At 73.8% G+C, this 22,809-nt stretch carries 18 protein-coding genes and 1 pseudogene; 15 read left to right on the forward strand and 4 right to left on the reverse strand.

Annotation, left to right across the window (positions count from 1 at the left end):
- The 10 genes and pseudogenes from ACWEN6_RS36030 to ACWEN6_RS36075 form a co-directional block, all read left to right on the forward strand.
- Positions 1-844: carbamoyltransferase C-terminal domain-containing protein (locus tag ACWEN6_RS36030; RefSeq protein WP_452576485.1), on the forward strand; the 844-nt coding region annotated here is incomplete at its 5' end.
- Positions 841-1,956, forward strand: a complete 1,116-nt coding sequence (locus ACWEN6_RS36035; RefSeq protein ID WP_452576486.1) for a glycosyltransferase family 2 protein — start codon at positions 841-843, stop codon at positions 1,954-1,956. The genes ACWEN6_RS36030 and ACWEN6_RS36035, both read left to right, overlap by 4 nt.
- Positions 1,953-2,969 (forward strand): annotated as a pseudogene (locus ACWEN6_RS36040) (glycosyltransferase family 9 protein); the annotation flags it as partial. The gene ACWEN6_RS36035 and the pseudogene ACWEN6_RS36040, both read left to right, overlap by 4 nt.
- 233 nt (positions 2,970-3,202) lie before the next feature.
- Positions 3,203-4,426, forward strand: coding sequence for a glycosyltransferase (locus ACWEN6_RS36045; protein ID WP_452576487.1), 1,224 nt, complete (start codon positions 3,203-3,205; stop codon positions 4,424-4,426).
- Between the two features lie 5 nt (positions 4,427-4,431).
- Positions 4,432-5,235: a D-sedoheptulose-7-phosphate isomerase gene (locus tag ACWEN6_RS36050; protein WP_452576488.1), complete on the forward strand. Its 804-nt coding sequence runs from the start codon at positions 4,432-4,434 to the stop codon at positions 5,233-5,235.
- Positions 5,232-6,605, forward strand: a complete 1,374-nt coding sequence (rfaE2, locus tag ACWEN6_RS36055) for a D-glycero-beta-D-manno-heptose 1-phosphate adenylyltransferase (RefSeq protein WP_354918573.1) — start codon at positions 5,232-5,234, stop codon at positions 6,603-6,605. Before ACWEN6_RS36050 ends, rfaE2 begins: the two co-directional genes overlap by 4 nt.
- A 177-nt stretch (positions 6,606-6,782) precedes the next feature.
- Entirely contained in the window at positions 6,783-7,463 is a 681-nt protein-coding gene (locus tag ACWEN6_RS36060) for an SDR family oxidoreductase (RefSeq protein WP_452576489.1), read from the forward strand.
- Positions 7,464-7,678: 215 nt separating this feature from the next.
- Complete coding sequence (locus ACWEN6_RS36065) at positions 7,679-8,776, forward strand: glycosyltransferase family 9 protein (protein WP_452576490.1); 1,098 nt, start codon at positions 7,679-7,681, stop codon at positions 8,774-8,776.
- Entirely contained in the window at positions 8,773-9,738 is a 966-nt protein-coding gene (locus ACWEN6_RS36070) for a UDP-glucuronic acid decarboxylase family protein (RefSeq protein ID WP_452576491.1), read from the forward strand. The genes ACWEN6_RS36065 and ACWEN6_RS36070 overlap by 4 nt, the downstream gene beginning before the upstream one ends.
- Positions 9,739-10,052: 314 nt before the next feature.
- Positions 10,053-12,359 (forward strand): rhamnogalacturonan lyase family protein, encoded by a 2,307-nt coding sequence (locus ACWEN6_RS36075; RefSeq protein ID WP_452576492.1) that lies wholly within the window; start codon positions 10,053-10,055, stop codon positions 12,357-12,359.
- Between the two features lie 54 nt (positions 12,360-12,413).
- Here ACWEN6_RS36075 and ACWEN6_RS36080 read toward each other — a convergent pair whose 3' ends face one another.
- On the reverse strand, positions 12,414-12,902 hold the full coding sequence (locus ACWEN6_RS36080) for an NUDIX domain-containing protein (RefSeq protein WP_452576493.1): 489 nt from the start codon (positions 12,900-12,902) through the stop codon (positions 12,414-12,416).
- Positions 12,903-13,050: 148 nt separating this feature from the next.
- Positions 13,051-13,896, reverse strand: a complete 846-nt coding sequence (locus tag ACWEN6_RS36085; protein ID WP_452576494.1) for an MBL fold metallo-hydrolase — start codon at positions 13,894-13,896, stop codon at positions 13,051-13,053.
- A 499-nt stretch (positions 13,897-14,395) separates the two neighbouring features.
- On the opposite strand from ACWEN6_RS36085, the gene rho reads away from it, so the two are divergent.
- A complete protein-coding gene (gene rho, locus ACWEN6_RS36090) occupies positions 14,396-15,583 on the forward strand; it encodes a transcription termination factor Rho (protein WP_452576495.1) in 1,188 nt (395 codons plus the stop codon).
- Positions 15,584-15,613: 30 nt separating this feature from the next.
- Here the strand turns inward: rho and ACWEN6_RS36095 are convergent, their stop codons facing one another.
- Positions 15,614-16,249, reverse strand: a complete 636-nt coding sequence (locus ACWEN6_RS36095; RefSeq protein ID WP_452576496.1) for an NAD(P)-dependent oxidoreductase — start codon at positions 16,247-16,249, stop codon at positions 15,614-15,616.
- 103 nt (positions 16,250-16,352) lie between these two features.
- Here ACWEN6_RS36095 and ACWEN6_RS36100 point away from each other — a divergent pair, with 103 nt between their 5' ends.
- The 3 genes from ACWEN6_RS36100 (at position 16,353) to ACWEN6_RS36110 (ending at position 20,354) form a co-directional block, all read left to right on the forward strand.
- Positions 16,353-16,967, forward strand: a complete 615-nt coding sequence (locus tag ACWEN6_RS36100) for a TetR/AcrR family transcriptional regulator (protein ID WP_354918546.1) — start codon at positions 16,353-16,355, stop codon at positions 16,965-16,967.
- 88 nt (positions 16,968-17,055) lie between these two features.
- Complete coding sequence (locus ACWEN6_RS36105) at positions 17,056-18,255, forward strand: thiolase family protein (protein WP_354918543.1); 1,200 nt, start codon at positions 17,056-17,058, stop codon at positions 18,253-18,255.
- Positions 18,252-20,354: a 3-hydroxyacyl-CoA dehydrogenase NAD-binding domain-containing protein gene (locus ACWEN6_RS36110; RefSeq protein ID WP_452576497.1), complete on the forward strand. Its 2,103-nt coding sequence runs from the start codon at positions 18,252-18,254 to the stop codon at positions 20,352-20,354. Before ACWEN6_RS36105 ends, ACWEN6_RS36110 begins: the two co-directional genes overlap by 4 nt.
- A 22-nt stretch (positions 20,355-20,376) precedes the next feature.
- Here the strand turns inward: ACWEN6_RS36110 and ACWEN6_RS36115 are convergent, their stop codons facing one another.
- Entirely contained in the window at positions 20,377-21,573 is a 1,197-nt protein-coding gene (locus tag ACWEN6_RS36115; protein ID WP_452576498.1) for an FAD-dependent monooxygenase, read from the reverse strand.
- 267 nt (positions 21,574-21,840) lie between these two features.
- Between ACWEN6_RS36115 and ACWEN6_RS36120 the strand changes: the two genes are divergently transcribed.
- Positions 21,841-22,800: a TetR/AcrR family transcriptional regulator C-terminal domain-containing protein gene (locus tag ACWEN6_RS36120; RefSeq protein WP_452576499.1), complete on the forward strand. Its 960-nt coding sequence runs from the start codon at positions 21,841-21,843 to the stop codon at positions 22,798-22,800.
- Positions 22,801-22,809 lie beyond the last annotated feature (9 nt).

The following is a 22,809-nucleotide window of genomic DNA, read 5'->3' on the forward strand; positions in this document are numbered from 1 at the left end:
GCTGGCCCGGTGGCTGCACGAGCGGACCGGCGAGCGGTACCTGACCATGGCCGGCGGGGTGGCGCTGAACTGCGTCGCCAACACCCGCCTGCTGAGCGAGGGCCCGTTCCAGGACATCTGGATCCAACCGGCCGCCGGAGACTCCGGCACCGCGCTCGGCGGCGCGCTGCACCTGGCGCACCTGCACGGCGACGCGGTCGTGCCGATGACGGGCACCGACCTCGGCCGCGAGTGGACCGATGAGGAGCTCGCGGCCTGGCTGACCTCCGCGGGAGTGCCCTACACGCGGCCCGAGGACCTCGGCGACGCGGTGGCCGCCGAGCTGGCCGCCGACCGCATCGTGGCCTGGTTCCAGGGCCGCTCGGAGTACGGCCCGCGCGCCCTCGGCCGCCGCTCCCTGCTCGCCCACCCCGGACGACCCGGCAACACCGAACGCCTCAACGCCGTCAAAGGCCGCGAACAGTTCCGCCCCATCGCCCCCATGGTCCTCGCCGACCGCGCCCACGAGATCTTCGAACGCGGACCGCTACCCAGCCCCTACATGCTGTTCGTCCACGACGTGCGCCCCGAATGGCGCGACCGCATCCCCGCCGTCGTCCACGTGGACGGCACGGCACGGGTGCAGACGGTGGACCACAGCGCCGAGCCGCTGCTCGCGCGCCTGCTGGAGGCGTTCCAGGCCCGCACCGGACTGCCCGTCGTGGTCAACACCAGCCTGAACACCGCCGGCCGTCCCATCGTGGACGACCCGCGCGACGCGCTGGAGTGCTTCGGCTCCGCCCCGGTCGACGTACTCGCCATCGGCCCCTACCTGGTGCGCCGTGGGGAGGTGCTCCGCTCATGATCACTGTCGTGATTCCCACCATCGGCCGGCGGAGCCTGCGGCGGGTCCTCGACGCGCTGGACGCGGACCTGCCGACCATCGTGGTGGACGACCGGCCGCGCTTCTCCCCGGCGCTCAAGGTGCCCGGCCACGTCCAGGTGCTGCGCACCGGCGGGCGCGGGCCCGCCGCCGCGAGGAACGCGGGCTGGCGGGCGGCCACCACGCCGTGGGTCGCCTTCCTGGACGACGACGTCGTGCCGCGCCCCGGCTGGCGTGACGCGCTCGCCGCCGACCTGGCCGACCTTCCCGGCGACGTCGCCGGCTCGCAGGGACGTCTGCGCGTCGACCTGCCGAGCGGACGGCGGCCCACCGACGCCGAGCGCAACACCGCCGCGCTCGCCGGAGCCGCCTGGGCGACGGCCGACATGGCCTACCGCAGGTCGGCGCTCGACCGCGTCGGCGGCTTCGACGAACGCTTCCCGCACGCCTACCGCGAGGACGCCGACATCGCGCTGCGGTTGCTCAAGGCCGGGTACGGGCTCGCCAAAGGCCGGCGCGTCACCGTGCACCCCGTGCGCGACGACGGGTTCTGGGCCAGCGTCCGCGCCCAGCGCGGCAACGCCGACGACGCGCTGATGCGGCGGTTGCACGGGGCGGGCTGGCGAGCGGCCGTCGACGACGTCCCCGGCCGCCTCGCCCTTCACGCGCTGACCACCGCTCTCGGCCTGCTGGCGTGCGCCCTGATGGCGATCGGCGGCCGCGGGACGCGCGGCGGCCCCCGCGCCCACCACAGCCTTCCCGCACTCGACTCCGGCGCCCACCACGGCCCGTCCGCGCTCGGCTCTGGCGTCCACCACGGCCCGTCCGCGCTCGGCTCTGGCGCCCATCACACCCCGTCTGCGCTCGGCTCTGGCACCCACAGCCCGTCCGCGTTCGCCTCTCGCCGCCTGGCCACGCTCGGCTCCGCGGCCGGGCTGGCCTGGCTCGCGCTGACCGCCGAGTTCGCCTGGACGCGGCTCGCGCCCGGCCCCCGTACCCCAGAGGAGGTGCTGCGCATGGCCGTGACCAGCGTGATCATCCCTCCGGTCGCCTGCGCGCACCGCCTGCGCGGCGAACTGCGGGCGCGCCGGTGAACGGGCCCGGCACCGTGCTCGTGGCGCGGCTGGACAACGCCGGGGACGTGCTGCTGGCCGGCCCCGCCATCCGCGCGATCGCCGCCTCGGCCCGCGAGGTCGTGCTGCTCACCGGCCCGAACGGCGGCGCCGCGGCTCAGCTCCTGCCGGGAGTGCACCGGGTGCTGGAATGGCGGGCGCCGTGGATCGACCCCGAGCCGCTGCCGCTGAGCCGCTCGCACGTGGACCGGCTGACCTCCCTGGTGGAGAAGGCCGCACCGGAGATGGCCGTCGTGCTGACCTCCTTCCACCAGTCGTCGCTGCCGCTCGCGCTGCTGCTTCGCCTGGCCGGCGTGCCGCGCATCGCCGCGATCAGCGAGGACTACCCCGGGTCGCTGCTCGACGTGCGGCACATCGTGGACGAGACCGTGGACGTGCCCGAGGCCGAACGCATGCTCGGCCTCGTCCGGGCCGCAGGGTTCGAGCCGCCCCCCGGCGACGACGGAGCGCTCGCGGTACGCCGGCCGCTGCCCTCGGTGCACCAGTTCACCGGACCGCCCGGGTACGTGGTCGTCCACCCGGGGACCTCGGCGCCCGCGCGGGCCTGGCCCGCCGAGCACCACGCCCGGACGGTGCGCGACCTGGTCCTCGCCGGAGTGCGGGTGGTCGTGACCGGCGACCCGGACGAGCAGGCGCTCACCGCGCAGGTCGCCGGCGCCTACGGCAGCGACCTCGGCGGCGTGACGACCTTCCCCGAGCTCGCGGCCGTGCTCGCCGGCGCCTCGGCGGCCGTGGTGGCCAACACCGGGCCCGCCCACCTGGCGGCGGCCGTCGGCACCCCGGTGGTCAGCCTGTTCGCCCCGGTCGTGCCGGCCGCGCGCTGGGCGCCGTACCGCGTGCCGGTCGTCCTGCTCGGCGACCAGGAGGCGCCGTGCCGTGGCAGCCGGGCGCGCGTGTGCCCGGTCGCCGGACACCCGTGCCTGTCGTCGGTGACCAGCGAGCAGGTCGTCGGCACGGTGCTCGCCCTCGTCGCCGCGCAGGGAGACGGCGCGGGGCGAGGCGGCGCAGGGCAGGGCGGGGCAGTCCTGCCGCTCCGGACGGTCCCGCCGGAGTCTCACCACCCGGAGGGTCACGGCCCGGAAGCTCACCGCCCGAAGGCTCACGGCCCGGAAACACACCACCCGAAGGCTCACGGCCCGGAGGTCCCCGGGTCGGACGATCCCGGTCTCGGCGACGGCGGCCCGGGCGGCGTCTCCGAGGGGGCGCGATGAGGATCGCCCTGGTGTCCGAGCACGCCAACCCGCTCGCCGCCGTGGGAGGCGTCGACGCGGGCGGCCAGAACGTCCACGTCGCCGGCCTGGCCGCCGCCCTTGCCGGGCTCGGCCACGAGGTCACCGTGTACACCCGGCGCGTCGCCGGGCACGAACCGCTCACGGTGACGATGGCTCCGGGGGTGACGGTCGAGCACGTGCCCGCCGGGCCGCCCGAGCCGCTCCCCAAAGACGAGCTGCTGCCGCACATGCCCGCCTTCGCCGCCCATCTCGCGCGGCGCTGGCGGGCCACGCGGCCGGACGTCGCGCACGCGCACTTCTGGATGAGCGGGCTGGCGGCCCTGAAGGCCGCCGAGGAGCTGCGCGTCCCGGTCGTCCAGACCTTCCACGCGCTCGGCACGGTCAAACGGCGCTGGCAGGGCACGGCCGACACCAGCCCTCCCGGCCGCCTCGCCGTCGAGCGCGACATCGGACGGCGGGCCGCCGCCGTCGTCGCCACCTGCACCGACGAGGTCAGGGAGCTGGCGGCGATGGACGTGCCGGTCGAGCGGGTCACGGTCGTCCCCTGCGGCGTGGACCTCGCGCTGTTCCACCCTGACGCGCCGCTGCCGCACCCGGCCGATGCGGACGGGCGCCGTCCGCGGCTGGACGGGATCGCGCGGATCCTCAGCATCGGCCGGCTGGTTCCGCGCAAGGGGGTCGAGACGATCATCGAGGCGCTGGCGCACGTGCCGGGGGCTCATCTCACCATCGCGGGCGGCGACCCCGGCGACGAGGAATCGACGCGACTGTCCCGGCTTGTCGCAGCGTCCGGGCTGTCCGGCCGGGTCCGGCTGATCGGCAGCGTCGCCCGCGCGGACGTCCCCGCCCTCATGAGATCGGCGCTCGCCGTGGTCACCGTGCCGTGGTACGAGCCGTTCGGCATGGTGCCGGTCGAGGCCATGGCCTGCGGGGTTCCCGTGGTCGCCTCGGCGGTCGGCGGCCACCTGGACACGGTGTCCGGGTGCGGCGCGCTCGTGCCGCCGCGCCGGCCCCGCGCGCTGGCCGGAGTGCTCCGCGACCTGCTCGCCCGGCCCGACGTGCGGGCCTCGATGGCCGACGCCGGCGTGCGCCGCGCCCGGTCCAGATACGGCTGGCCGCGGGTGGCGGCGCAGACCGAGTCGGTGTACCGCAGCCTGATCGGCGACCGCCTGGACCGGCTCGCCGCGGCGGGAGGTTGACAGCCATGCACCCGCACTTCTCGCGGCTGAGCGCCGCGCTGTCGGCGGTGGACGCCGACACCCCGAGAGTCCGCGCCTGGGGCCGCACGCTGGCCGCGGTGCTGGCCGGCGGCGGCAGGCTGCTGGCCTGCGGAAACGGCGGCTCGGCGGCCGAGGCGCAGCACCTGACGGCCGAGCTGGTCGGCCGCTTCCGCACCGACCGGCGCCCGTACGCGGCGATCCCGCTGCACGCCGACACCTCCTCCGCCACGGCGATCGCCAACGACTTCGGCGCCGAGGAGGTGTACGCCCGGCAGGTGCGCGCGCACGGTCGCGCCGGGGACGTCCTACTGTGCCTGTCGACCAGCGGGACCAGCCAGAACGTGCTCGCCGCCGCCGAGGCAGCCCGGGAGTGCGGGCTCATCACCTGGGCCCTGACCGGGCGCGCCCCGAACCCGCTGGCCGCGCGCTGCGACGGAGCGGTGGCGGTGCCCTCGCAGGACTGCGCGACCATCCAGGAGGTCCACCTCGCGGTGATCCACCTGCTCTGCGACGCGTTCGACGCATCACTGCGGGACGCGCACACCTCCACCGACCGGGCTTCCTCCACACCGCTCAACAGACAGAACGGGCAAGACAGGAAGGTCCCACCGGACGAACAGACCCTGCTGGACGGACAGGTTCACCGGAACGAGCAAGACCGGCAGAACGTGCGCAACGAGCAAGACCAGCAGGACCTGCGGAACGGGCAGGAGCGGCGGGACGGCAGGGACCGGCGGGACGGCAGGGGACGGACGGTTCGCGGAACGGGTGAGAGGGGACGCGGATGAGGGGAGGCCCGATCGTCGTCGTCGGCGACTCGCTGCTCGACGTGGACATCGAGGGCGACGCCGAGCGGCTCTGCCCCGACGCGCCGGTCCCGGTGGTCCGCGGGCGCACCGAGCACCGCCGTCCCGGAGGCGCCGGGCTCGCCGCGCTGCTGGCCGCCCGCGAGGGCGCGGAGGTGGTGCTGGTCACCGCGCTCGGTGAGGACGCCTCCGGGGAGCGCCTGAGCGCCCTGCTCGCCGGATTCGCCGAGGTCGTGCGTCTGCCGCTGCGCGGGACGACGTCCCGCAAGACGCGGATCCGCGCCCGCGGCCAGACGCTGCTGCGTGTAGACACCGGGGACGGCCGGGCCTGGCGCGGCCCCGAGGGAGACCGGGCGGCGCGGGCGCTGCGCGGCGCGGGTGCGGTGCTGGTGTCCGACTACGGGCGCGGCGCCGCCGACACCGTGCGCGACCTGCTCAACCGCCGCACCGCGCCGCTCGTCTGGGACCCGCACCCCGCGGGCTTCCCGCCGGTGCCCGGCTGCGCGCTGGTCACGCCGAGCGAGCCCGAGGCCGCGGTGCTGTACGGGCGGCCGTGCACCGGCGTCGAGCAGGCCGCCCGCCACCTGGTCCGCGAGCTGCACGCCGAGGCGGTCGCCGTCACGCGCGGCGCCGACGGAGCCGTCCTGTGCACCCGCGCCGGCCGGACGCTGCGGGTGCCGCCGCCCATGCCGATCACCGGGGGCGACACGTGCGGCGCCGGCGACCGGTTCGCCGCCTCGGCGGCGCTGGCGCTGCGCGACGGCGCGTCGGTGCAGGAGGCGGTGACGATGGCGGTCACGGAGGCGACCCGGTTCGTCGCCGCCGGCGGCGCCGCGGCCATCCGCCTGCCCGCGCCGCCGCGGGCCGACCGGACGCGCGCGGCGCTGGACGACCGGCCCCGCACGGCGTTCGAGCTGGCGGCCATGGTGCGCGCGACGGGCGGGCGGCTGATCGCCACGGGCGGCTGCTTCGACCTGCTGCACGCGGGCCACGTCAGCCTGCTGCGGCAGGCCAGGGCGCTCGGCGACGCGCTGATCGTGTGCGTCAACTCCGACGAGTCCGTCCGCCGCCTCAAGGGGGCGGGCCGGCCGGTCGTCGCCGAGCGCGACCGAGTGGAGATCCTGCGTGCCCTCGGCTGCGTCGACGCGGTGGTGGTGTTCGAGCAGGACACCCCGTGCCTGCTCATCGACCGGCTGCGGCCGGAGGTGTGGGTGAAGGGAGGCGACTACACCGGGCAGGAGCTCCCCGAGGCCCAGGCGGTGCGGCAGGCCGGCGGCGAGGTCGTCGTCCTGCCCACGGTGCCCGGCCACTCCACCACCGGGCTCATCGCCGCCGCCCAGGAGGTGGTGTAGGCGGCGCCCCCGGGCACGCCGGCACCCCGGCACCGGCACCGGCACCGCGCACAGACATACCGGCATCCGGCACCCGCACATCGGCACCCGGCCCCGGGCACTCGGCACTCGGCACTCGGCACACCGACGCCCCCGGCGCACGACCGGCCCCCCGTTCTGCAGCGAGGAGAAGCGAACATGGTGGGGAACATCCTGATCACCGGCGGAGCGTCCGGCCTGGGGAAGGCCACGGCCGACGCGGTCGCCAAGGCGGGCGGGCGGCCGCTGGTGATCGACGTCGGCGTGCCCGAGGACGGCGTCGACCACGTCCTGGCCGACGTCGCCGACCGCGACCGGGTCCAGGCCGCCGTGACCGAGCTGGCCGAGCGGGCGGGCGGCCTGGACGGGGTGGTGACGGCCGCCGGCATCGACCGGTGCGGGTCGCTGGCGCAGGTCCCCCCTGCCGAGTGGGAGCGGGTGATCGGCGTCAACCTGCTCGGCACCGCCTCGGTGGTGCGCGCCGCCCTGCCGTACCTGGAGCGCTCGGCGGGCCGCGTCGTCACCTGCGCCTCGACGCTGGGCCTGCGGGCGGTGGGGGACGCGACGGCGTACTGCGCGGCCAAGTTCGGCGTCGTCGGCTTCACCCGGGCGCTGGCCGCCGAGCTGGCCGGCCGGGTCGGCGTCACGCTGCTGGTGCCGGGCGGCATGCGCACGCGCTTCTTCGACGGCAGGGACGAGCGGTACCGTCCCGGCCCGGACGCCCGGCTCAACCAGCCCGAGGACGTGGCCGCCGCCGTGGTGTTCGCGCTCGGCCAGCCTCCCGGATGCGAGCTGCGCGAGCTGGTGGTCTGCCCGTCGACCGAGCCGTCATGGCCGTGAACCACGCGCCCCGCCCGGCGTCCGGCGAGCGCCCCGTCCACAAAACGCCCAACGAGCGGCCCGTCCGGGCGATGGCCGGCGAGCGGCCTATTCATATGGTGTCCAGCGAGCGCCCCGTCCGACCGACGTCCGACGAGCGCCCCCTCCACACTGCGTCCAGCGAGCGGCTCGTTTGGGGGGCGTCCGGCGAACGCCCCGTCCCGTCGGTGCAGGGTGTGCGCACTGTAGACCCCGCGTCCGGCGAGCGGCCAGTGCTGCTGGTCCTGCGCGCACTGGGACTCGGCGACCTGCTCACCGCGGTTCCGGCGGTGCGCGGGCTGCGGCGGGCCCACCCCGGGCACCGCCTCGTCCTGGCGGCGCCCGCCGCGCTGGCCGGCCTGGTGCCGCTGATCGGCGCCGTGGACGAGCTGCTGGACGTCTCGGGACCGGAGCCGGTGCCGCTGCGCCGTCCGGACGTCGCGGTGAACCTGCACGGGCGCGGGCCCGAGAGCACCGCCACGCTGTCCCGCACCCGTCCCGGACGACTGCTCACCCACGCTCACCTGGAGTTTCCCTGTTTGGAGGGCCCGCCGTGGCGGCAGAGCATGCACGAGGTCGACCGGTGGTGCGCGCTGCTGCGCTGGTACGGCATCGCCGCCGACCCGGCCGACCTCCTGCTCGACCCGGACGCCCTCCAGGGCCGGCCGGACCGCCCCGGTGAGGACCTCGACGGGGCCGTAGCCGACCTGGACGGGCTCGGAGCGAACCCCGACGGGCCTGGGGCGGGTTTCGATGGTCTAGAGGCGGATCTCGACAGACTTGGGGCGGATGCCTGGGGGGCCGGGACGTGGGGCGGGGTGGTGGTGCATCCGGGCGCGGCGTCGGGGGCGCGGCGCTGGCCGGCGGAGCGGTTCGCCGAGGTCGCCGCGGCGCTCGAACGCGCCGGGCACCGCGTGGTCGTCACCGGGAACGCCGCCGAACACCCCCTCGCCGTTCGCGTCGGCACGCTGGCCGGCCTTCCCGCCGGACGCGTCCTGGCCGGCCGCACGGACCTGCGCGGCCTCGCGCGGCTGGTCGCCGGAGCGCGGATGGTCGTGTGCGGGGACACCGGCGTCGCGCACCTGGCGACGGCCTTCGCGACGCCGTCGGTGGTGCTGTTCGGCCCGGTGGCGCCCGCGCAGTGGGGCCCGCCGCCCACCGGCCGTCATGTCGCGCTGTGGGCGGGACGGCACGGCGACCCGCACGGGAGCCGGCCCGATCCCGGCCTGGCGGAGATCGGCGTCGGTGCCGTGCTCGACGCCGCCGCGGACCTGCTGGAGGTGAGCGTGCGATGAGAGCACACCGGGTCGTCGTGACCGGGGGCGCGGGGTTCCTCGGCTCCCACCTGTGCGAGCGGCTGGTGGCCGAGGGCGCCACGGTCATCTGCATGGACAACTTCCTCACCGGGTCTCCCGCCAACGTGGAGCACCTGATCGGCCGGCCGAGGTTCCGCCTGGTCGAGTGCGACCTGACCGGCTACGTCCACGTGCCGGGCGAGGTGGACCTGGTGCTGCACTTCGCCTCGGCGGCGTCCCCGACCGACTACCTGCGCCACCCGATCGCCACGCTCAAGGTGGGCAGCCTGGGCACCCTGCACGCGCTCGGCCTGGCCCGGGAGAAGGGCGCCCGGTTCGTGCTGGCCTCGACCAGCGAGGTGTACGGCGACCCCCTGGAACACCCGCAACGCGAAACGTACTGGGGCAACGTCAACCCGGTCGGCCCGCGCAGCGTGTACGACGAGGCCAAACGCTTCTCCGAGTCCTTGACCACGGCCTACCGCCAGTCTCACGGCGTGGACACCGCCATCGTGCGCATCTTCAACACCTACGGCCCCCGCATGCGGCCCCACGACGGCCGCGCCATCCCCACGTTCGTCCGCCAGGCCCTCCACGGCGAGCCGATCACGGTCACCGGGGACGGGAGCCAGACGCGGTCGATCTGCTACGTGGACGACACCGTGGACGGCGTCCTCACCCTGGCCGACGGCGACTTCGCCGGACCGGTCAACATCGGCAACCCCTCCGAGATGTCCATGCTGCGGCTCGCCACGATGATCAGGGACCTGACCGGCTCTTCCTCGCCGATCACGTTCGTCGACCGGCCCGTGGACGACCCTGCCGTGCGCCGCCCGGACACCTCCCTCGCCGCCTCCCGGCTCGGCTGGCGCCCGACGGTGGACGCGATCACCGGCCTGCGCCGCACCATCGCCTGGTTCGAGCGCGAACTGTTGCAGGCCACCAGCCGGCCGGCGTCCTGAAAACCGAGCCTGGCGCGCGTCCATCCCTTGTAGGGCGGGCGCCGTCGTCTCGTGGAAGTTTCAGCCCGCCCCGCCCGGGCGGCGGTGTCGCCGGAGCGGATCGGCTCAGGTGAGCGCGGCCGTCCGCGCCAGGCCCTCTCGGCATCGTGGCGGCGACCGGCGAGCGGCCATGGCGCGGCGCGTCCGGCTCGGCTTAGTTTCGAGCGAATCAGTCGCGACGGAAGGTCAGGCCTCGCGGGTATGTCGACGCGCCGGCCATCGAATCGTTTCAACGCACGGTTCGGTGCCCGGCGCTCCGCACGAAGAGGAGAGTCATGCGCTACTTCGCGAGATCGCCGGTCCGCCGGCTGGTGATCCTGGCGGCGGCGACCGCCACGGTCGCGGCGACCGGGACGGCGACGACCGTCGCGGCCCAGGCCGCCGCCGGCTGCCGGGTCGACTACGCGGTGGCCTCACAGTGGACGGGCGGCTTCACCGGCAACGTCACCGTGACCAACCTCGGCGACGCGATCGACGGCTGGCGGCTGGTGTGGGGATTCACCGCCGGCCAGCAGGTCAGCCAGGCGTGGAACGCCACCGTGACCCAGAGCGGCGCGCAGGTGACCGCCGCGGACGCCGGCTACAACGCCGCGCTGGCGACCGGCGCGAGCGCCTCCTTCGGCTTCAACGCCTCGTGGAACAACTCCAGCAACCCGGCTCCGGCGTCGTTCACGCTCAACGGGGTGACCTGCACCGGAACGACCGGCCCGACACCGACCCCCACCCCGACCCCGACCGTGACGCCGACCGTGACGCCCACGCCCACGCCGACTCCTACCGTCACCCCGACCCCCACGCCCACCCCCACTCCGACGCCGACCCCGACGCCCGCGAACGCGCGCCAGGCGGAGCGGCTGAACCGGGGCCTGGTCAGCGTGCGGTCCGGCAGCGGCAACCTGGTCTCCTGGCGGATGCTCGGCACCGACCCCTCAGGCGTCGCCTTCAACCTCTACCGCGGCTCGACCAAGCTGAACTCCTCGCCGATCACCGGGTCCACGAACTACCTGGACAACGGCGCGGCGGCCGACGCGAGCTACACCGTGCGGCCGGTGGTCGACGGCGCCGAGCAGGCCGCCTCGGAGAGCTCCCTGCGCTTCACCGGCGGCGCCTACCTCGACGTGCCGATCTCGCCGCCGTCCGGGGGCACCACCCCTGACGGGGTCGCCTACACCTACAGCGCCAACGACGCCAGCGTGGGCGACCTGGACGGCGACGGCCAGTACGAGTTCGTCCTGAAGTGGGACCCCTCCAACGCCAAGGACAACTCCCAGTCCGGCTACACCGGCAACGTGTTCGTCGATGCCTACAAGCTCAACGGCACCCGTCTGTGGCGCATCGACCTGGGCCGCAACATCCGCGCCGGGGCGCACTACACGCAGCTCCAGGTGTACGACTACGACGGCGACGGCAAGGCCGAGGTGGCCATGAAGACCGCCGACGCGACCAAGGACGGCACCGGCGTCGTCATCGGCAACTCCGGCGCCGACTACCGCAACTCCTCGGGTTACGTGCTGTCGGGGCCGGAATACCTGACGATGTTCAACGGGCAGACCGGCAAGGCCATGTCGACGGTGAACTACGACCCGCCGCGCGGCACCGTGTCCTCCTGGGGCGACAACTACGGCAACCGGGTCGACCGGTTCCTCGCCGCCACGGCGTACCTGGACGGCACCCGGCCCAGCCTGATCATGTCGCGCGGCTACTACACGCGCACGGTGATCGCGGCGTGGGACTTCCGCAGCGGCGCGCTGACCAAGCGGTGGACCTTCGACTCCAACTCCGCGGGTTCGCAGTACACCGGCCAGGGCAACCACAACCTCGCCATCGCCGACGTGGACGGCGACGGCAGGGACGAGATCGTGTTCGGCGCGATGGCGATCAACGACAACGGCTCCCCGTTGTGGAACACCGGCAACGGCCACGGCGACGCCTTGCACGTCGGCGACCTTGACCCCTCCCGCGCCGGCCTGGAGGTCTTCAAGGTCGACGAGGATTCCAGCAAGCCGAGTTCGTGGATGGCCGACGCGCGCACCGGCCAGGTGCTGTGGACGACTCCGGCGAACGGCGACAACGGGCGCGGCGTGTCCGACGACATCTGGGCCGGCAGCGCCGGAGCGGAGTCCTGGTCGGCCAAGGCCGACGGGCTGCGCAACACCAAGGGCGCCAACATCGGCGCCAAACCGTCCTCGATGAACTTCCTGGCCTGGTGGGACGCCGACCCGATCCGCGAGCTGCTCGACCAGACCCAGGTGGACAAGTACGGCACCAGCGGCTCGACGCGGCTGCTCACGGCCTCCGGCGTGCACTCCAACAACGGCACCAAGGCGACGCCCTCGCTGTCGGCGGACCTGTTCGGCGACTGGCGCGAGGAGATCGTCTGGCCGACCAGCGACGACCGCGCCCTGCGCATCTACGCGACCACCACGGTGACCGACCGGCGCATCTTCACCCTGATGCACGACATCCAGTACCGCGAAGCCGTCGCCTGGCAGAACACCGCCTACAACCAGCCCCCGCACCCGAGCTTCTTCATCGGCAACGGCATGTCCACCCCACCCCAACCGGCCCTCTACCTGCGCTGATCGCTCGACCTGGCCGATCATCCTCCCGGCCGGCCGCTCCATGCGGCCGGCCGGTCAGGGGGTGAAGGCGGGGGAGCCGCCGGTGAGGTAGAAGGAGGTGGCTTGGCGACGGGCTTCCAGGGCGGCCTCGAGGCGGCGGATGAGGTAGGCGGGCATGAGGGCCCGCGCCTCCGTGGGGTCGAAGAAGCCGCAGGCGTCCAGTTCCTCCTCCTGCAGGACGAGGCGGTCGGCGTCCGGCAGGTGGCCGCAGTCGAACAGGAAGTGCACCAGCGGGAGCGGCCGGTCGCCGAACGGGGGCACCCAGTGCACGCCGAGCAGGCGGCCGACCGGAACGGTGAGGCCGAGCTCCTCGGCCAGCTCGCGGGCGCACGCCTGGTCGGGGGTCTCGCCCTCGTCCACGTGCCCCCCGGGCCAGAGCCAGTGGTCGCGGTAGTTGGGCTTGACCAGCAGCACTCTGTCCTGCGCGTCGGTGATGAACGCCCCGGCACCGGCCAGGGTCTTGTTGAGCCCGGCGTAGAACTCCTCGGGCGGAAGCGCGACCATGACCTCGACCGTATCTCCGCTGATCTACCGGCCGCCCGTGGACCCCGCCCGAGCAGAAGGGCGGACGGCCGCGTGGCCTCCCCTGTCACCGGTCGCGGACGGTGGTCGTCACCGCGACCATGTCACTGATCGACGTCACTGATCGACGTCACTGATCGACGTGACGCCTGGCCTGGGCGGCGGTGTCCGTCTCGGCGCGCGGGTCAGCGGCGACCGGGGGGTCGGGGAGGGAGCTGAACGGCTCGGGGAAGTGGGCGGTGCCGATGAGGCCGCCGCGGGCGCGCGATCTGCCGAGCACCTGCCGCCGCGTCGCGACGGCCTGCGCCGGGTCGTCGTCGTGCCGGTAGACGATCGCGGGGTCGGCGAGCTGCGCCGGATGCAGGAACACGTCGCCCGTCAGCGTGAGCGGCCCGATTTCGACCACCTGGTGGCCGGGCGTGTGGCCGGGGGCCAGGAGCACCCGCACGCCCGGCGCCACCTCGGCCTCGCCGTCCACCCCGTCGACCAGCCCGGTCAGCGGGCGCAGCACGCGTTCGAGTATGGCGTTCGGCCCCGCGCCCTCGATCCAGTCGATCTCGGCGCGCTGGACGACGTGCCGGGCGTTGGGGAAGGTCGCCACGCCGTCGGTGACCGCCCCTGAGGCGTGGTCGCTGTGCAGGTGGGTGAGCACGACGGTGTCCACTTCCGCCGGTGCGACGCCCACGGCGGCGAGCTCGTCCACCAGCCGCCCCGGCACCGGCGCCCAGGCGGACGCGGGCGAGTCACGCCCGCCGAGCCCCGCGTCCACCAGGATCGTGCGGCCGCCGCGCGGGCGCAGCAGATAGCACCGGAAGTGCAATATCCACTCGCCCGCGGTGAGCGCGGCGCGGTGCTCGGGCGAGCCGCCGACGAAGTTCGCGCCGGGCGCATGGCGCAGGTCGCCGCCCATGGGGCCCACGGCGTCCCGCAGCGGCACGACCTCCACTCCGGAGATCATCATCGGCTCGTACGCCATCGCGCGCTCTCCTGAACTGGACGCCTCGACACGCTCGGCCGCCAGGGACAGATCGGCCGCGAGCCCCAGCTTGGCATGGTCTCGGGACCCATGGGACGGCGATCGCGTGATCCCCGGCTCAGGGACGGCGGCGCTCGCCCGCAAGAGGCAGCAGGGCTTGCGCGGAGACGGTCCGGCGATGTTATGGTAAAGGTGGCTCTCCAGGTGGGATGTCTCCTTCCTCACCGTTCTGAGCCGTTCACCTTTCTCGCCGCCCCGTTCAGGGCAGGCATCTCGCGCCGGTCGTCCTAGACCGGCGGACCCATGCGGACCTCGCTCGCCACCGCGACCGCTGTGGGCACGTGCGTCACCGTGCCCGCCGTCACGGCCGATGCCGTGCCGTCGCGGCATGCCGCCGTACGTCCGGGCACGTCAGGACGCACGGCCGCCGCCTTCCGCGCTCGTTTCGCGCCTCTCCCATCAGCCGGCCGGCATTCCGGCCCACCAGCAAGGAACCACCATGACAGCGACCATCGAAGCCCCGGCGCCCGCGAAGGCGCCTCACAGAAGAACCCGCCGGCGCCAGGCCGACCCCGTCGGCCCTGCGGTCGTCCCCCAGAACGAGACCGGGACCCTCACCGAGGTCCGCGGCCTGCTCGACGTCCGCGACAAGGCGGCGTACATCCGCGTCGGCGGCCACCTCCCCGGCGACCAGGACGTCCACCTGCCTCTGGCACGGGTCAAGGAGCTCGGCCTGCGCCCCGGCGACCTGGTGACGGCCCTCGCCGGCGGCCCGCGTGACCGGGACGTGCGGATCGTCTCCGTGGACGGCGAGGAGCCCGGGCAGCCCCGGCCGCACTTCGCCGCCATGACCCCCGTCCACCCGCACGAGCGCCTGACCCTGGAGACCGGCTCGCCGGCCACCCGGCTGGTCGACCTGCTGACGCCCGTCGGCAAGGGGCAGCGCGGCCTGATCGTCGCGCCGCCCAAGGCCGGCAAGACGATGGTGCTCAAGGCCATCGCCGACGCCGTCACCCGCAACCATCCCGGCGCCCACCTCATGGTCGTCCTGGTCGGCGAGCGGCCCGAGGAGGTCACCGACTTCCGTGAGTCGGTGCGCGGCGAGGTGGTCGCCTCGACGTTCGACCGGCCGGAGCGCGACCACACGCTGATCGCCGAGCTGGCGGTCGAGCGGGCCAAGCGGCTGGTCGAGCGCGGGACCGACGTCGTGGTCCTTCTCGACTCGCTGACCCGCCTCGGCCGCGCCTACAACGTCATCGCGCCGGGCGGCGGCAAGACGCTCACGGGCGGGGTGGACGCGCAGGCCGTCCACCTGCCCAAACGCCTGTTCGGCGCCGCCAGGGCCACCCGCGAGGGCGCATCGCTGACCATCCTCGCCACCGCGCTGGCCGAGACCGGCTCGCGGATGGACGACTTCTTCTACGAGGAGTTCAAGGGAACGGGCAACATGGAGCTGCGGCTGAGCCGGGCGCTCGCCGAGCAGCGCCTTTTCCCCGCCGTCGACGTGGCCGCCTCCGGCACCCGGCGCGAGGAGCTGCTCCTGACGGCCGAGGAGCGCGAGGTCGTGTGGAAGCTGCGGCGCGCACTGTCGGGCCTCGATCGCGAGCAGGCCCTGGGCGCGCTGCTCGCCCGCCTGCGCGAGACGCCCTCCAACGCCGCCTTCCTGCGCCAGGTGAGCTCGACCTGACGCGACGGAGCCGGCCGGCCGGACCTGACCTCAGTTGGCGACGCCGACGGCCTGCTTGACGGTGGCCGGGTCGTCCAGGCAGTCCAGCAGCGCGTGGGCGAGGTCGGCCCGGGAGATGGTGTGGCCGCGTGCCACGTTGCCGCCGACGACGCGACGGTACCTGCCGGTCGGCGGTCTGTCGGTCAGCCTCGGCGGCCGGACGACCGTCCATTCGAGCGAGCTGCGCCGCACCTCGTCCTCCATCGCGCGAAGGTCGGCGTACCCGTCGCGGAAGATGCGCTGGATGAGGGGCAGGACCACGGCGCGGTAGATGAGCGGCTCGCCGTCGGGGATCGGGCCGACCGGGACGGCGCTGAGGGTGACGAGCCTGCGGGCGTCGCCGCCTTCCATGGCGCGGACGATGGAGGTCAGCGCCCTGGAGGCGATGCCCACGTCCTTCCTGCCGTTCGGGCCGAGCGCGGAGATCGCGGCGTCGCGGCCCGCCAGCACGGGGCGCAGCGCGTCCGGCGAGGTCACCTCCGCTGTGATCACCTCGAGCGCGCCGTGGCTGATGGGGAGGCGGGCGGGGTCGCGGACCACGGCGGTGACCTGGTGCCCGGCGTCCAGCGCCTGCCTGACGACCTCCCGGCCGGTGCGCCCGGTGGCGCCGAAAACGGTGAGCTTCATGAGACGTCCCCCAAAGGTTGGTGAGTACTCACTCACATCATAGGATGAGTACCCCTTCCATAGGCAGCCAAAAGCCGCACCGACCGAGAGGCCCGCCATCCCGATGCCCCAGCCGCGCACGGCCGCCGGCGCCCGCACCCGTGAGCGCATCCTCGACTCCGCCGAGCACCTCATGCGCACGGTGGGTCTGGCCCACGTCACCACCAAGGAGATCGCCCGCGAGGCCGGGATCTCCGAGGCGGCTCTCTACCGGCACTTCACCGGCAAGGAGGAGATGTTCATCGCCGTCCTGAGCGAGCGGCTGCCCGCGCTCGGGTCGCTGATCGAGCGGCTGTCCGCCGACCCCGGCGGGCGCACGACCGAGGAGTGCCTCGTCGAGATCGCCCGGGCGGCGACGCTGTTCTACGAGGCGAGCATGCCGATCGGCTCCTCGCTGTTCGCCGAGCCGGCCCTGCTGGAGCGGCACCGGGAAGAGCTGCGCAAGCTGAACGCCGGTCCGCACAAGCCGCTGACCGCGGTGGCCGGGTATCTGGGCGTCCTGCGGGAGAACGGCCGCCTGCGCGCCGACGCCGACACCGGCTCGGCGGCGGCGCTGTTGCTCGGCGCCTGTTACCAGCGGGCGTTCCTGCGGCTGTTCATGGGCGAGGAGGGCTCGCCGAAGAGCGTGGAGGACTTCACCGCGGGGCTGGTGCGCACCATTCTCGCGGGCATCGCCTGACCCCGGGGTAAGGGGAATGAAGAGCCGTGGCATCATGTTACTCGCGAGTAGCATGTAGGCGGAAGCCATCCAGCAGCGAGGAGCAGCCGTGCCTTCGTCCCGTGACGTCGTGTTCGTCGACGGCGTGCGCACACCTTTCGGCCGGTCGGGCCCCAAGGGCCTGTACGCCGAGACCCGCGCGGACGACCTGATCGTCCGCGTCATCCGTGAACTGATGCGGCGCAACCCGCAACTGCCACCCGAGCGCGTCGACGAGGTCGCCATCGCGGCCACCACCCAGATCGGCGACCAGGGCCTGACCATCGGCCGCTCGGCCGCCGTCCTGGCCGGGCTGCCCAAGTCGGTGCCCGGATACGCCATCGACCGCATGTGCGCCGGCGCGATGACCGCCGTCACCACCGTCGCGGGCGGCATCGCCTTCGGCGCCTACGACGTCGCCATCGCCGGCGGCGTCGAGCACATGGGCCGCCACCCGATGGGCGAGGGCGTCGACCCCAACCCGCGCTTCATGTCCGAGAAGCTCGTCGACGGCTCCGCCCTGATCATGGGCATGACCGCCGAGAACCTGCACGACCGCTACCCCGAGATCGACAAGGGGCGCGCCGACGCCTACGCGGTCGCCTCCCAGGAGAAGGTGGCCAAGGCGTACGCCAACGGCAAGATCCAGCCCGACCTGGTGCCGATGGCGACCCGCAAGGCCGCGGAAGGCTGGGGCCTGGCCACCGAGGACGAGCCGCCGCGGCCCGGCACCACCATGCAGGGCCTGGCGGCGCTGAAGACGCCCTTCCGCGCGCACGGCCACGTGACCGCCGGCAACTCGGCGGGCCTGAACGACGGCGCCACCGGCAGCATCATCGCCGCCGCGGACACCGCCGCCGAGCTCGGTCTCACCCCGAAGATGCGGCTGGTCTCCTACGCCTTCGCCGGGGTCGACCCCGAGGTGATGGGCGTCGGGCCCATCCCCTCCACCGAGCGCGCGCTGCGCCTGGCCGGGCTGTCCATCGGCGACATCGGCCTCATCGAGATCAACGAGGCCTTCGCCGTGCAGGTGCTGGCCTTCCTGTCGCACTTCGGCATCGCCGACGACGATCCGCGCGTCAACCCCTACGGCGGCGCGATCGCCTTCGGCCACCCCCTCGCCTCCTCCGGCGTGCGGCTCATGACGCAGCTCGCCCGCGAGTTCGGCGAGAACCCGGGGGTGCGCTACGGCCTGACGACGATGTGCGTCGGCATGGGCATGGGCGGAACGGTCGTCTGGGAGAACCTCGCCTGGGAGGGCGGCAAGTGAGCGGCGTCACCGATATCACCGGCATCTTCGACGACGAGGTCGTCACCCACGCCCTGGTCCGCGACGTGCGGCTCCCGGGGGGCGCGGGCACCATGGCTTTGATCACCCTGGACAACGGCTTCGACCACACCAAGCCGAACACCTTCGGCCCGCGTGGCCTGGCCGAGCTGGACAAGGCCCTGGACGCCATCTGCGACCGCACCGACATCGCGGCGGTCGGCCTCACCGGCAAGCCGTTCATCTTCGCCGTCGGCGCCGACCTCAAGGGCGCGGCGCTGGTGCGCGGGCGGGAGCAGGCCGAGGCGCTCGGCCGGCTCGGGCACGAGGTGTTCCGCCGGCTCGGCGAGATGGAGGTGCCCTCGTTCGCGTTCGTGAACGGGGCGGCCATGGGCGGCGGCCTGGAGGTGGCGCTGCACTGCACCTACCGGACGATCTCCTCCGGCGTCCCCGCGGTCGCGCTGCCCGAGTGCTTCCTCGGCCTGGTGCCGGGCTGGGGCGGCACGCAGCTGCTCCCCCGCCTCATCGGCCCGGCGAACGCGCTCAAGCTGATCGTCGAGAACCCGCTGTCCCAGAACCGGATGATCAAGGGGACCGAGGCGTTCAAGCTGGGCGTCGCCGACGCGGTCTTCGAGCCGGCCGACTTCCTGGAGGAGTCGCTGCGCTGGGCCGCGCGCGTGCTCACCGGCGAGGCCGCCGTCTCGCGCCACCCGTTCACCGAGGACGCCGAGGGGTGGAAGGCCGCGGTCGCAGGCGCCAGGACGCTCGTGGACCTCAAGCTGCGCGGCGCCTCGCCCGCCCCGTACCGGGCGCTGGACCTGGTGGAGCAGGCGCGCACGGCCGGCCGCGACGCCGGCTTCCAGGCCGAGACCGACGCGCTGGCCGACCTGCTGATGGGCGACGAGCTGCGCGCCGGGCTGTACTCCTTCGACCTGGTACAGCGGCGGGCCAAGCGGCCCGCGGGCGCCCCCGACAAGGCGCTGGCCCGCAAGGTCACCAAGGTGGGCGTGGTCGGCGCGGGCCTGATGGCCTCGCAGCTCGCCCTGTTGTTCGCCCGCCGCCTCGAGGTGCCGGTCGTCCTCACCGACCTCGACCAGGCCCGCCTGGACAAGGGTGTCGGCTACGTCCACGCCGAGGTGGACAAGCTGCTCGGCAAGCGGCGGATCACCGGTGACCAGGCCAACCGGCTGAAGGGGCTGGTCACCGGCTCGCTGACCAAGGACGCCTTCGCCGACGCCGACTTCGTCATCGAGGCCGTCTTCGAGGACCTGGCGGTGAAGAAGCAGGTCTTCGCCGAGGTGGAGGCCGTGGTCTCCCCTGAATGCGTGCTCGCCACCAACACCTCCTCGCTGTCGATCTCGGCGATGGCGGCCGGGCTGCGCCACCCCGAGCGGGTGGTGGGCTTCCACTTCTTCAACCCCGTCGCCGTGCTGCCGCTGCTGGAGATCGTCCGGGCGGACAGGACCGACGACGCCTCGCTGGCCACGGCCTTCGCGGTCGGCAAGGCGCTGCGCAAGTCCAGCGTCCTGGTCAAGGATGCCCCGGCGTTCGTGGTGAACCGGCTGCTCACCCGCTTCATGGGCGAGGTCATCGGCGCCGTGGACGAGGGCACCCCGATCGAGGTCGCCGACCACGCGCTGGACGGGCTCGGGCTGCCGATGACGCCGTTCACGCTGCTCCAGCTCGTGGGGCCGGCGGTCGCCCTGCACGTCGCCGAGACGCTGCACGAGGCGTTCCCCGGCCGGTACGGGGTCTCGGCCAACCTGGCGACCCTCGTCAAGGCCGGCAAGCCGGGCGTCTACGCCCCGGACTTCTCCATCGACCCGGAGGCGCGGCAGATCTTCGAGGCGTCGGGAGCGTCCGGACCGGACGCGGAGCAGGTGCGCGACCGGGCGCTGCGGGCGCTGGCCGAGGAGATCCGCCTGATGCTGGACGAGGGGGTCGTCGCGGCCGCCGAGGACATCGACCTGTGCATGATCCTCGGGGCCGGGTGGCCGTTCCACACCGGCGGTATCACGCCGTACCTGGACAGGACCGGCGTCTCCGCCGCAGTCAACGGCCGCCCGTTCCTGGCCCCCGGCGTGGCATCCGTCCCCGCCTGAGCCCCGGCCACGGCCGGCGCCGTCAGCTCGAATAGTCCTTGAGCGTGATGGCGTCGGCCTGCTGGAGCCGCTTGACGATCAGGCCCCGCCACGGCACGTAAGGCAGCGATCTGATCATCATGTCGCGCATCAGAACGTGCGCCTTCGTCCTGGGGAACAGAAAGCCCGTCTCGCCGCCGCCGGCCCGCGCCTGGGACGCCGTGACGTACCCGCGCATCTCGCGCTCGTACCCGGCGAACCCGGCGCGGTGGTCGCCGCCGGCGGCGGCCAGCTCGCCCGCGAGCACGTACGCGCCCACCAGGGCCAGGCTGGTGCCGAGGCCGCTGAGGGACGAGGGGCAGTACGCCGCGTCGCCCAGCAGGACGGTCCGGCCGCTGGACCAGCGGTCCATGTGGATCTGACCGATGGTGTCGAAGTAGAAGTCCTGGGCCTCCCACATGGCCGAAAGCAGCCGGGGGACCTCCCAGCCGACGTCCGCGAACCGGTCGGCGATGATCTTCTTCTGCCGGTCGGCGTCGTACCGGTCGTAGGACAGCGGCGGCGAGGTGAAGCCGAACAGCGCCTTGGCCTCGTCCGGCCGGGGAGTGGGCCGGATGGCCACCGCGCGGCCGCCGAGCGGAGTGTGGTAGCGGTCCCACCGATCGTGGGCCACGGGGTAGGGGATGGTGAAGTAGGAGGTGTAGGAGCCGAGATGGCGGGCGAATCCGGCCTCCTGCCCGAAGACGAGCGCACGGATCGCCGAGTGGATGCCGTCCGCGCCGACCACCAGGCCGAACCGGCGCCTGCCGCCGCCGGCGAACCTCACCTCGACTCCGTCTCCGTCGTCGGCGAGCGCGGTGACGTGGTCACCGAAGATGTACTCGGTGTCGCCGCGGGTGACATCGTACAGCACGCGCGACAGGTCGCCGCGCAGGATCTCGATCTCGCCGACCGCGCCCTCGCCGCCGAGGAGCTCCACGGGCATGCTCGCCCGCGGCCTGCCCGAGGCGTCGACGAACGACATGCCGCGCGTGCCGATGCTCGCCCGCCGGACCTCGGCCGACAGGTCCATCCGCCTGACCACCTCGTGGGCGACCCCGCGCAGGTCGATCGCGTGACCGCCCTCCCTGAACGCCGGAGCCCGCTCCACGACGACCGGGTCGAACCCGTGGCGGCGCAGCCAGAAGGCCAGCGCGGGCCCGGCGATGCTCGCACCGTTGATCAGGACACTTCGGTTCATCACAGCCTCCTCGGCCATGTCGGGGGATGTATGTACGGTGTACGGGCCGATGCGTGCAAGGTAGTTTGTACGGTGTACTGACGCAATGAACTGCGACGATGTCATCATGAGCACTAGTGCGTCAGGAGACCGGCACACCTAAAACACGCCGGGAATCGTCTGTTCACCACCGGCGGCGCCCGCCGGTCGGCGGCCGGCGGGTGTTCCTGGTGCACTAGTACGCTCGGCGACGCCCCCCGCGCGCCGCGCCCAGCGGAAGGAGCCCCCGTGGACCGTCCCGGGACACGACCGGAGCCGCCGTACGCCCGGATCGTCCGTGAGATCCGGCGCCGCATCACCTCCGGCGAGCTGCGCGCCGGAGACCGGGTGCCCTCGACCCGGCAGATCACCGGCGAGTGGGGCGTGGCCATGGCGACCGCCACCAAGGTCCTCGCGACGCTCCGCCAGGAGGGGCTCGTGCAGCCGAAACCGGGGGTCGGCACCGTGGTGCGCGTCCCCGAGCCTGTTCCCGTGCGGCACCGTGAGCCCGCGGCGGCGGACGACGGGCGGGACCCGGCCCGCGCGCGCCTGGTCCGCACCGCCATCGAGATCGCCGACGCCGAGGGCATCGCCGCCCTGTCGATGCGCAGGGCCGCCGCCGCCCTCGGCGTGCCCACCATGTCGCTTTACCGGCACGTCCAGGGCAAGGACGAGCTCGTCCTGCTGATGGCCGACACCGTGTTCGGCGCGGAGTTCACCCCCGTTCCCTCCGCCCGCACCTGGCGCGAGCGGCTGGAGCTGGTCGCCCGGCAGCACTGGGCGATGTACCGCCGGCATTCCTGGCTCGCCCAGGTGCAGTCGTTCACCCGTCCCCTGATGTCGCACAACGCGCTCGCGGGCACCGAGTGGGTGATGCAGGGCCTCACCGGTCTGGGGCTGCGGCCGAACGAGCTCCTGCACCTGGTGGTCACCGTGTACAGCTACGTGCACGGCGTGGCCGTCAACCTCGAAGGGGAGGCGCAGGCGCGGCAGGAGAGCGGGGTCACCGACGACGAGTGGATGGCGGCGCAGGCCCCCGCCTTCGCCGGGCTCTTCTCCTCCGGAGAGTTCCCGGCCTTCTCGCGGATTCTGCGGTCCCCCGGGGTCGAGCTGGACCTGGACAGCCTCTTCGAGTTCGGGCTGCTCAGTCTGCTCGACGGCATCGCGGTGCGCGTACAGGCGGCCCGCGGGCGGACCGGCCGCCAGTGAGGGGCGAGC

This window comes from Sphaerisporangium sp. NPDC004334 (genome assembly GCF_053602655.1).